Origin of the sequence: Aureimonas ureilytica (assembly GCF_001475935.1) — a bacterium.
Classification (GTDB): Bacteria; Pseudomonadota; Alphaproteobacteria; order Rhizobiales; family Rhizobiaceae; genus Aureimonas; species Aureimonas ureilytica_A.
The window spans coordinates 1-640 of record NZ_LDQA01000083.1 but is presented as its reverse complement, the minus strand read 5'-3'; the positions used below and the strand labels follow the sequence as shown (position 1 = coordinate 640).

Below are 640 nucleotides of genomic sequence, written 5' to 3'. Positions count from 1 at the left end.
CACCCAGCGTCACCAGACGGATGTCGGGCGCCTTCGCGAGCCCCGTCACCGGGTCGTAGTTGTAATACGAGAACGTCAGCTTCTCGCCGCTTTCATAATCGGTGATCCGATCGCCGTTCAGGTCGCTGCCGTTCGAGAGATAGCCCAGATCGAACTGATCGACACCGGAACCGCCCGTCAGGCTGTCGGCGCCCGCTCCGCCTTGAAGCGTGTCCGCTCCCGCGCCGCCCTCTAGCGTGTCGTTGCCATCGCCGCCGGATAGATTATCCGAGCCAGCGCCGCCATAAAGCTTGTCGTTGCCCGCTCCGCCATAAAGCGACGCTGGTGGAGCAAAGCTGGAGTTAAAAATGGCCACGATGCCGCGTGCGTCCAGAACATCGTCACCGGCGCCGCCTTCGGCATAGCCGGCATTGTTCAGGCGCAACGTGTCCTTGCCGTCTCCTCCATAGAGATAATCGTAGCCGTAAGGCCCCGAACCGCCGTCCAGCGTATCATCACCCTCGCCGCCGCGCAGCGTGTCACTGCCTTCGCCCCCCGACAGGCTGTCATTCCCCGCAAGACCCAGCACCTCGTCGTTGCCGGCATCGCCATCGATCACGTCCGCCCCGGACGTGCCGATCAGAACATCATTGCCGCTCGT

General features: G+C 63.3%; 1 protein-coding gene. It reads right to left on the bottom strand.

What is annotated here, in order from left to right; translation table 11 throughout:
* Positions 1–640, bottom strand: a 640-nt coding sequence (locus tag NS365_RS22025) for a calcium-binding protein (RefSeq protein WP_058602446.1), incomplete at both ends; no start/stop codon positions are given.